We start from the raw sequence: 8,563 nt of genomic DNA, 5'->3' as shown, positions 1-8,563 counted from the left end.
GCGCCCGGTAAGTCGACCGCCGTGATGGGCCCGTCCGGCTCCGGCAAGTCGACGCTCATGCATATCCTCGCGGGTCTGGACAAGCCGACGTCGGGCTCCGTCGACATCGCGGGAACGGAGATCACGAATCTGGGCGACAACGCCCTGACGATGCTGCGGCGCGAGCATATCGGTTTCGTGTTTCAGTTCTTCAACCTGCTCCCGATGCTCGACGCGAAGGAGAACATCCTCCTGCCGTTGACGATCGCCGGTACGAAGCCGGACGAGGGATGGTTCGAGAAGGTCGTGTCCGACGTCGGGTTGCAGGACAGGCTTTCTCACAGGCCGGCCGAGCTCTCGGGTGGCCAGCAACAGCGTGTCGCGATCGCGCGTGCGCTCATCTCGCGGCCGACAGTCCTCTTCGCCGACGAGCCGACGGGAAACCTCGATTCGTCCACGAGCGCCGAGATCCTCGAGCTCCTGCGCCGCTCGGTCGAGGAGTACGGCCAGACGATCGTGATGGTCACACACGACGCGCGCGCTGCCGCCGTCGCGCATCGCGTGCTCTTCCTCGCGGACGGCGAGATCGTGCGTGAGCTCGGTCAGTCCAACCAGCACGACATCCTCAGGGTCATGGAAGAAGTCGCGGCAGCGTGATCAAGGTCGCCCTCCGCGGACTCGCGGGCCGCAAGCTCCGCGCGGTTCTTACCGCAATCGCGATTGTCCTCGGGGTCGCGATGATCAGCGGCACCTACATCCTCACGGACACGATCGACCGTGCCTTCACGACGCTGTTCACCGAGTCGTACGCCGGGACAGACGCTGTCGTCACCGGAAAAGGGCTCGACATCTCGATCGATGGTGAGACGCCGCCAAAGCCGCCCGTCGCTGCCTCGCTCCTCGAGACGGTACGTGGAGTCGACGGGGTCGCACTCGCGTCCGGGGCGGTGATCGACGAGCGCTACACGAAGATCCTGAACAGTGAAGGCGAGGCGGTCAGCTCCGAGGGCGCGCCCACGTTCGGGTTCGGCGTCGACACCGCGCCGGCTCTCGCACAGTTCAACCCTCTGAGCATTCTCGAGGGGCGGTGGGCTGCGTCTGCGAACGAGGTCGTCATCGACGCAGGAACGGCGGACGACCGCGGATATCAGATCGGGGACACCGTCGAAATTACGACGCTCCAGCCGAAGCGTCCGTTCAAGCTCGTGGGCGTCGCGCGTTACGGCAGCGTCGACAGCCTCGGGAATGCAAGCTTCGCGGTGTTCACGGTTGCGGCAGCGCAGGTGCTGCTGGAGCGGGAGGGTCAGTACGACACGATCTCCGTCGCCGCCGAGGAGGGTGTGACCGAGGACGAGCTCGTCGCTGCAATCGCGCCGGTCCTTCCGGCCACTGCGACGGTCGTGAGTGCCACGGCGGAGGCAGCGGAGGCGGTGGATGAGGTCAACGAGTTCACGGCCATCTTCCGCTACTTCCTCCTGGTCTTCGCCGGCATCGCGCTCTTCGTGGGCGCATTCGTCATCTTCAACACGTTCTCCATCACCGTCGCCCAGCGCACGCGCGAGTTCGCAACGCTGCGGACGATCGGCGCCTCGCGGCGCCAGATTCTCGGCTCGGTCATCCTCGAGTCACTCGTCATCGGGCTGCTCGCTTCGCTCATCGGCCTCGGTCTTGGCATCCTTCTAGCCGAAGGGATCGAAGGGCTCTTCCGCGCTCTCGGAGTCGAGTTGCCTACGGCAGACCGCGTGTTCGCAGTCCGCACCGTGATCGTCGCACTCGCCGTTGGTGTTGGCATCACCCTGTTGGCTGGTTTGTTTCCCGCGATCAAGGCGACCCGGGTGCCGCCGATTGCGGCTGTCCGAGAAGGTGCGACCCTTCCGAAGTCCCGGCTGGCGCCGTTCGTGCCGTGGATCGGAGGGCTCGTGATCGTCGTCGCGCTCGCTGTCCTGGCCCGCGCGATGTTCACGGACGACCTCGGAACGAGCGATCGTCTGCTCTCGATCGCGGCGGGCGTCGTCCTGCTCTTCCTCGGCGTGGCGAGCCTCGCGTCGCATATCGTGCGGCCACTCGCCGCGATCGGCAGTCCTATCGGCCGGTGGGCAGCGTTCGTCTTCACGGTTCTCGTCTGGCCGCTCTGGCTCCTCCCGTACTGGCTGCTGCGCTACGGAGCCTGGGGGCCTGGACCGGTTGTGCGCCGCGTAGTTGCCTTCGTCGGTGGTGCGCTCCTCAACCCGCTGCTGCTGCCCATCGTTCTCGTCATGTGGCTGCGATCTGCTGTCTCGTCCTGGGAACCAGAGTGGCCAGCGGAGTTCCCTGGTGTCGTTCCGGATCGCGTCGCCGCTCGCACCGGCGGCGAGAACGCCCGCAGGAATCCGAGCCGGACGGCGGCTACTGCGGCGGCCCTGATGATCGGCATCGCACTCGTCGCGTTCATTGCGACCCTGACGAACGGGATGAAGGCGTCCAACCGCGAAGCTATCGAGGAGCAGATCGCGGCCGACTACGTCGTGACCTCGCTCGATGGGTACACGCCGTTCGTTACCGCTGCGGGCGAGGCGCTCGAAGCCTCTCCCGTACCAGAGGTCGTAACGAGTGTGCGCTCCGATGGAGGCCTGGTCAACGACGTGTCGACCGAGGTCGGCGGAATCGAGCCCGACACGATCGCGGAGGCCTACGTTTTCGACTGGAGCGAGGGCGACGACTCGGTGCTCGCCACCCTCGGCACGACAAAGGCGATCGTCAGCTCGAACTACGCCGAGGATCACGACATCTCCGTCGGCGACGTTCTCACCCTTCGTTCGACGGCTGACCGGTCCGCGAAGGTCACTGTCGTAGGGACGTTCGACCCGCCACCGTTCTACCCGCTGATCGAGAGCGTTAACGTTTCGACAGAACTATTCGACAGGCTCTACGACCGCCCCCGCAACCGGTGGACGTGGGCGAACGTTCCAGGCGAGCCGACCAAGGAGAACCGCGCGCAGATGGAGCAGGCGATCTCCGGCTTTCCCGACACCCAGCTCGAGACCCGCGAGGAGTGGATCGACCGCGAGGACGCCGACTTCAACGAGTTCATCTCGTTCCTGTACGTCATGCTCACACTGGCTGTGTTCGTCAGCGTGTTCGGCATGATCAACACGCTCGTGCTTTCGGTCTACGAGCGCACACGCGAGATCGGGATGCTCCGCGCCATCGGAATGACGCGTCGGCAGGTGCGGCGGATGATCCGGCAGGAGAGCATCATCACGGCACTTATCGGTGCGGCGATCGGTCTACCGCTCGGGATCTTCCTCGCGGCACTCGTCAATCGGGCGCTCTCGGAGTTCGATGTGCGCTTTGCTGTCCCGTGGATACAGCTCGCCGTGCTCACGATCGTCGCAATCATCGTCGGGATCCTCGCGGCGATCATGCCCGCACGTCGCGCCGCGAAGCTGAACCCGCTCGAGGCTCTTCACTACGAGTAGCTGGGGAACCGCTTCCCGCCAGGGGCTAGCCGCGTGAACGCCGTGCGACGCCGTCGCGCTCCGCCGCTTCGGCGACGGCACTCGCGACGAGAAGCGTGACGTCGCGGTTGAACACGCTCGGGATGATGTACTCGGCTCCGAGCTCGTCGTCCGTGATCACGGACGCGATTGCATGCCCGGCCGCGACCTTCATGCCCTCGGTGATCGTGCTCGCGCGAACGTCGAGCGCTCCGCGAAAGACTCCGGGGAAGGCGAGAACATTGTTGATCTGATTCGGGTAGTCGGAACGGCCGGTCGCGACGACGGCGACCTTGCCCGGGGGCAAGTCCTCCGGTGCGATCTCGGGCGTCGGGTTTGCCATCGCGAAGACGATCGCGTCGTCGGCCATTCGCTCGATCCCTGTTCGAGACACCGCCCCCGGCATCGACAGTCCGAGGTAGACGTCTGCCCCTGCCAGGAGATCGTCGGCAGAGCCCCGTAGACGGCCGGGATTGGTGCGCTTTGCGTACGCCGCCTTGATCGCGTTCAGCCCCTCCCGTCCGTCATAGATCGCTCCCTCGTGGTCGCAGCCGATCACGGTCCGGACGCCGGCGTTCTGGAGGATGTCGGTGACCGCGACGCCTGCCGCCCCCACCCCGGTCGTCACGACCTTGACATCCTCGATCCGCTTTCCAACGACCTTGAGTGCGTTGAGGAGAGCCGCCAGAACCACGATCGCCGTGCCGTGCTGATCGTCGTGGAAGACGGGGATGTCGAGTTCGGCGCGCAGCCGTTGCTCGATCTCGAAGCACCGTGGCGCCGAGATGTCCTCGAGGTTGATGCCGCCGAACCCCGGTGCGATCGCCTTGACGATCGCCACGATCTCGTCCGGGTCCTTGGTATCCAGGCAGAGCGGCCACGCGTCGACTCCGCCGAATTCCTTGAACAGCAGGGCCTTTCCCTCCATCACGGGCATGGCCGCTTTCGGCCCGATGTCACCGAGGCCGAGAACAGCGGTGCCGTCCGACACGACGGCAACCGAGTTCTGCTTGATCGTCAGGTTCCAGGCCGACTCGGGATCGTCCGCGATCGCCTGGCAGATCCGCGCCACACCAGGCGTGTACGCCATCGAGAGATCGTCCCGCGTCTTGACCGGCACCTTCGAGCGCATCTCGATCTTGCCCCCGAGGTGCATCAGGAACGTCCGGTCGGAGACGCGCTCGACCTCGATACCTTCCACGCTGCGAACACTCTCGACGATGCGGGCGAGATGGTCGGCATCGGTAGCCTCGACCGTGACATCGCGGATCTTCGTGCCCTTGTCGACCCGCACGAGATCGATAGCTCCGAACGAGCCTCCTGCGTCCCCGATCGCCCGTGCGAGTCGCGCGAACGATCCCGGTGCGTCGGCAAGCCTGACGCGGAGCGTCGCGCTGAACGACGCTGACAGATGGCTCATGTTCGGATCACTCCCTCGGCGGCAAGCGCCGCGATCTCTTCGGCTTCGTACCCTGCTTCTCCCAGTATCTCGCACGTGTGCTCACCGACGGCGGGTGGTGCGAACCGGTGCAAGGCCCGTTCGCCATCGAAGGAGACCGGCAGTGCCGTGAGCCTCAGGTCGGGAATCGTGGGGTGAGGGACGGGCTGCAGGATTTCGAGCGCCTCGGTCTGCGGGGCGTGGACGACATCGGCGACATCGGCGACCGCGGCGGCGGGCACTCCCGCCTCGGACAGGCGCGCCTGCCAGTCGGCCGAGTCGCACTCCCGGAGCGGCTGCTCCAGGATCGCGCAGAGCTCGTCGCGATTGATCACCCGGTCGCGGTTCGTCCGGAAACGGGGATCGTCGACGAGCGCGGGGAGGCCGACGACGGCGCAGATCGACGCGAAGAGGCGGTCGTTGCCGCCCGCGATCATCAGCTCGCCGTCCCTCGTCGGGAAGACCTGGTATGGCGCGACCATCGGGAACTGCGTGCCCTGACCCTGCGGGACCGTGCCATCCGCGAGGTAACCGGCGAGGTGGTAGCCGATGTAGCCGAGCGCGGTCTCGTAGAGGGAGACATCGACCACGGACCCTTCGCCCGTCTTCTCGCGCTCGAGCAGTGCGGCGAGCACTCCGAGCGCCGCCCAGGTTCCCGTGCCCTGGTCGATCAGAGAGGAGCCGACCCTGACCCCGGCGTGACCCGGCTCTCCCGTCATCGAGATCAGCCCGCCTGCGGCCTGCATGAGCGCGTCGTAGCCCGGCTCCTTCTGCAACGGCCCCTTGTGGCCGTACGCGCCGACGGAGCAGTAGACGAGCCGTGGGTTCCGTTCTCGCAGCACTTCCGGGCCGAGCCCGAGCTCCTCTGCAAGACCGGGTCGCAGGCTCTGGAGGAAGACGTCGGTGCCGTCGACGAGCCGCAGCAGCGCCTCGCGGCCGCGTGGATCGCGCAGCGACAGCGCGAGGGAGCGCTTGCCCGCGTTCGCCGACAGGAACATCGTCCCCTCGCCGTTCCAGAACGGCGGCCCCCAGGCTCGGCCGTCGTCGCCCGTGTCAGGGCGCTCGACCTTGATGACGTCGGCGCCGAGCGCTGAGAGGATCTGGGCGCAGTAAGGGCCTGCGATCGACGTCGTTACGTCGAGGACGCGCCTGCCTGCGAGTGGGGTTTGCGCCATGCCTCCATCATTGCCGGTCCGGTCTCTGCGAGGATGCAGTCATGTTCCAGATGATGGTCGACTGGGTGTCGGGTTCCAACTGGAGCTACGTCGCCATCTTCGCGGTGGCCGTGATCGACGCGTTCTTCCCCGTCGTCCCGAGCGAGTCGATGGTGATCGTCGCCGGCACCCTCGCCGGCACGGGCGATCTCAACGTGTTCCTCGTGATCCTCGCTGCCTGGGCCGGCGCGGTGACGGGCGACAACATCTCGTACGGGATCGGCAAGTTCGCCGGTGAGCGCACGGTGAAGCGGCTCTTCAGGCATCCAAAGGCCCACCGCGGCTTTGACTGGGCGGAGCAGCAGCTCGAGGAGCGCGGGAGCTACATTATCGTCATCGCGCGGTTCATCCCGTTCGGGCGCACTGCGGTGACGTTCACGGCGGGCTACACGCGTGGTCTGCCGTGGCACCGGTTCTTCCGCTACGACCTCGTTGCCGGCGGCATCTGGGCGACCTACGCAACGATGCTCGGCTACCTCGGGGGCAAGCAGTTCGAGGAGCATCCATGGAAAGGCGTGCTGCTCGGGCTCGGGATCGCCTTCGGCGTGGCATTGATCATCGAGATGATCAGGAAACGGCGAGAGAAGAAGGTCGACACGATTCCCGAGTGAGCGGCGAGATGCCCGTTCGGCACTCGCGCCTGACGGTTGAGCATCGCGATCGGGTCGCCGCTGGCTTCTGCCGATTCCGAGCGCCCTCGCGGTATCGTGGACGATTGCGGTGGCGGTCGCCGCAACAGCCACAGGGAGACACGTATCCGCGCGACTAATCGACGTCTCCCTCTACGAGACCGCGCTCGGCTACAACCGTCCCGGAAAGGCATCCGACATCGGCTCGGGTGAGGGTACGGTCTCCGTGATGAGGGTTCATGTCACCGGCGCGACGGGATATCTCGGCACCGAGCTGGTGAGACTTGCCCCCGCGGCTACGCGAGGGCGAGTCGAAGTGCGCGACCGGGAAGCCGTCGCCGCGTTACTCGAGCGCGTCCGTCCCGATGTCGTGATTCACACCGCCTACCGTCAGGACGGCGACGGCGCCCGCGAGATCGTGGTCGACGGATCAGAGAACATCGCTCGGGCAGTCGTTGACGTCGGTGCGCGTCTCGTGCATCTGTCGAGCGATGTCGTCTTCGACGGCCGCAAGGGCGGAGCCTACCTCGAGGAGGACATGCCATCCCCGTGTACGGACTACGGTCAGATGAAGGCCGATGCCGAGGAGCGCGTTCTCGGCATCGCGCCCGATGCTGTGCTCGTCCGTACGTCGCTGATCGTCGGCGGGCCGGGGCATGTGCCCTCGAAACACGAGCTCGTCGCCCACGACTCGTCGGCGACATTCTACGAAAACGAGATCCGCTCGCCCATCCAGGTCGGCGACCTTGCGGCCGCGCTCCTCGAGCTGGCCAGCCTTGATGTCTCCGGGCCGCTCAACGTTGCAGGCGGTGACGCGGTCTCTCGGGCCGAGCTCGCGGAGCTCATTGTTGGTCACGCAGTCCGCCGCGCCGAGGCACCGCCCGGCCGACCGCTTGACTGCACGCTCGACTCAACGCGCGCGGTATCGCTACTGCGGTCAGAACTCCGGGGCGTGCGCGCGGTGTTCGCATGAATCGCCTCGCCACCGAAACGAGTCCGTACCTTCTCCAGCATGCGGCCAACCCGGTCGACTGGTACCCGTGGGGTGCCGAGGCGCTCGAGAGGGCGAGCAGCGAAGACCGCCCGATCCTGCTCTCGATCGGCTACAGCGCCTGCCACTGGTGCCACGTGATGGCGCACGAGTCGTTCGAGAGCGCGACGACGGCGTCGGTGATGAACGAGCATTTCGTCAACGTCAAGGTCGACCGCGAGGAGCGCCCCGACGTGGACGCGCTCTATATGGACGCGACCGTCTCGATGACGGGGCAGGGCGGCTGGCCGATGACGGTGTTCCTCACGCCTGCAGGAGAGCCGTTCTACGCCGGAACGTACTTCCCGCCGGAGCCGCGCCACGGCATGCCGTCGTTCACGCAACTGCTGCTCGCCGTCGCCGAGGCGTGGAAGGCGCAGCGCGACGATCTCGTCGAACAGGCGAAGCGGCTCGTCGAGGCGGTGGGGCGCTCGGCGCGGCTCGAGCCGTCCTCCGGGCCGCTCACGGCCACGCTGCTCGACGAGGCCGAGCAGGGGATTGCCCGCACGTTCGACCGCACAAACGGCGGCTTCGGCCGCGCGCCGAAGTTCCCGCCCGCCTCGACGCTCGAGTTCCTCCTACGGAGGGAGTCGCCCGAGGCGCTCGGGATGGTCACGAAGACGCTCGACGCGATGGCTTCCGGAGGCATGTACGACCTCGTCGGAGGCGGTTTCCACCGCTACTCGGTCGACGACCGCTGGCTCGTGCCGCACTTCGAGAAGATGCTCTACGACAACGCACTGCTCGCGCCTGCGTACCTCCATGCCTGGGTCGTCACGGGCGAGGCGCGCTATCGC

7 protein-coding genes are annotated in these 8,563 nt (G+C 66.6%); 5 read left to right on the top strand and 2 right to left on the bottom strand.

Features of this window, described 5'->3' with window-relative positions:
* Together ABIR74_RS07860 and ABIR74_RS07855 are read left to right on the top strand one after the other, a co-directional pair.
* Positions 1-636, top strand: a 636-nt coding sequence (locus ABIR74_RS07860; protein ID WP_348176785.1) for an ABC transporter ATP-binding protein, incomplete at its 5' end; no start/stop codon positions are given.
* Positions 633-3,437: an FtsX-like permease family protein gene (locus ABIR74_RS07855; RefSeq protein ID WP_348176783.1), complete on the top strand. Its 2,805-nt coding sequence runs from the start codon at positions 633-635 to the stop codon at positions 3,435-3,437. The genes ABIR74_RS07860 and ABIR74_RS07855, both read left to right, overlap by 4 nt.
* A 25-nt stretch (positions 3,438-3,462) precedes the next feature.
* On the opposite strand, the gene ABIR74_RS07850 is transcribed toward ABIR74_RS07855, so the two are convergent.
* Both ABIR74_RS07850 and ABIR74_RS07845 read right to left on the bottom strand, forming a co-directional pair.
* Entirely contained in the window at positions 3,463-4,875 is a 1,413-nt protein-coding gene (locus ABIR74_RS07850; protein ID WP_348176781.1) for an NAD-dependent malic enzyme, read from the bottom strand.
* On the bottom strand, positions 4,872-6,068 hold the full coding sequence (locus ABIR74_RS07845) for a CoA transferase (protein ID WP_348176779.1): 1,197 nt from the start codon (positions 6,066-6,068) through the stop codon (positions 4,872-4,874). Before ABIR74_RS07845 ends, ABIR74_RS07850 begins: the two co-directional genes overlap by 4 nt.
* A 41-nt stretch (positions 6,069-6,109) precedes the next feature.
* Here ABIR74_RS07845 and ABIR74_RS07840 point away from each other — a divergent pair, with 41 nt between their 5' ends.
* The 3 genes from ABIR74_RS07840 to ABIR74_RS07830 form a co-directional block, all read left to right on the top strand.
* Positions 6,110-6,718, top strand: a complete 609-nt coding sequence (locus ABIR74_RS07840; protein WP_348176777.1) for a DedA family protein — start codon at positions 6,110-6,112, stop codon at positions 6,716-6,718.
* Between the two features lie 109 nt (positions 6,719-6,827).
* A complete protein-coding gene (locus ABIR74_RS07835) occupies positions 6,828-7,709 on the top strand; it encodes a sugar nucleotide-binding protein (RefSeq protein ID WP_348176775.1) in 882 nt (293 codons plus the stop codon).
* The coding region (locus ABIR74_RS07830; protein WP_348176773.1) for a DUF255 domain-containing protein at positions 7,706-8,563 on the top strand (858 nt) is incomplete at its 3' end. The genes ABIR74_RS07835 and ABIR74_RS07830, both read left to right, overlap by 4 nt.

Origin of the sequence: Gaiella sp., from assembly GCF_039915195.1 — a bacterium.
Classification (GTDB): Bacteria; Actinomycetota; Thermoleophilia; order Gaiellales; family Gaiellaceae; genus Gaiella.
This window is presented reverse-complemented; position numbering and strand designations above follow the sequence as displayed.

What these genes read in the sequence shown, in the direction of transcription:
- ABIR74_RS07850 (WP_348176781.1), bottom strand. Translation starts at nt 4,875, where the DNA reads ATGAGCCATCTGTCAGCGTCGTTCAGCGCGACGCTCCGCGTCAGGCTT.
- ABIR74_RS07845 (WP_348176779.1), bottom strand. Translation starts at nt 6,068, where the DNA reads ATGGCGCAAACCCCACTCGCAGGCAGGCGCGTCCTCGACGTAACGACG.
- ABIR74_RS07840 (WP_348176777.1), top strand. Translation starts at nt 6,110, where the DNA reads ATGTTCCAGATGATGGTCGACTGGGTGTCGGGTTCCAACTGGAGCTAC.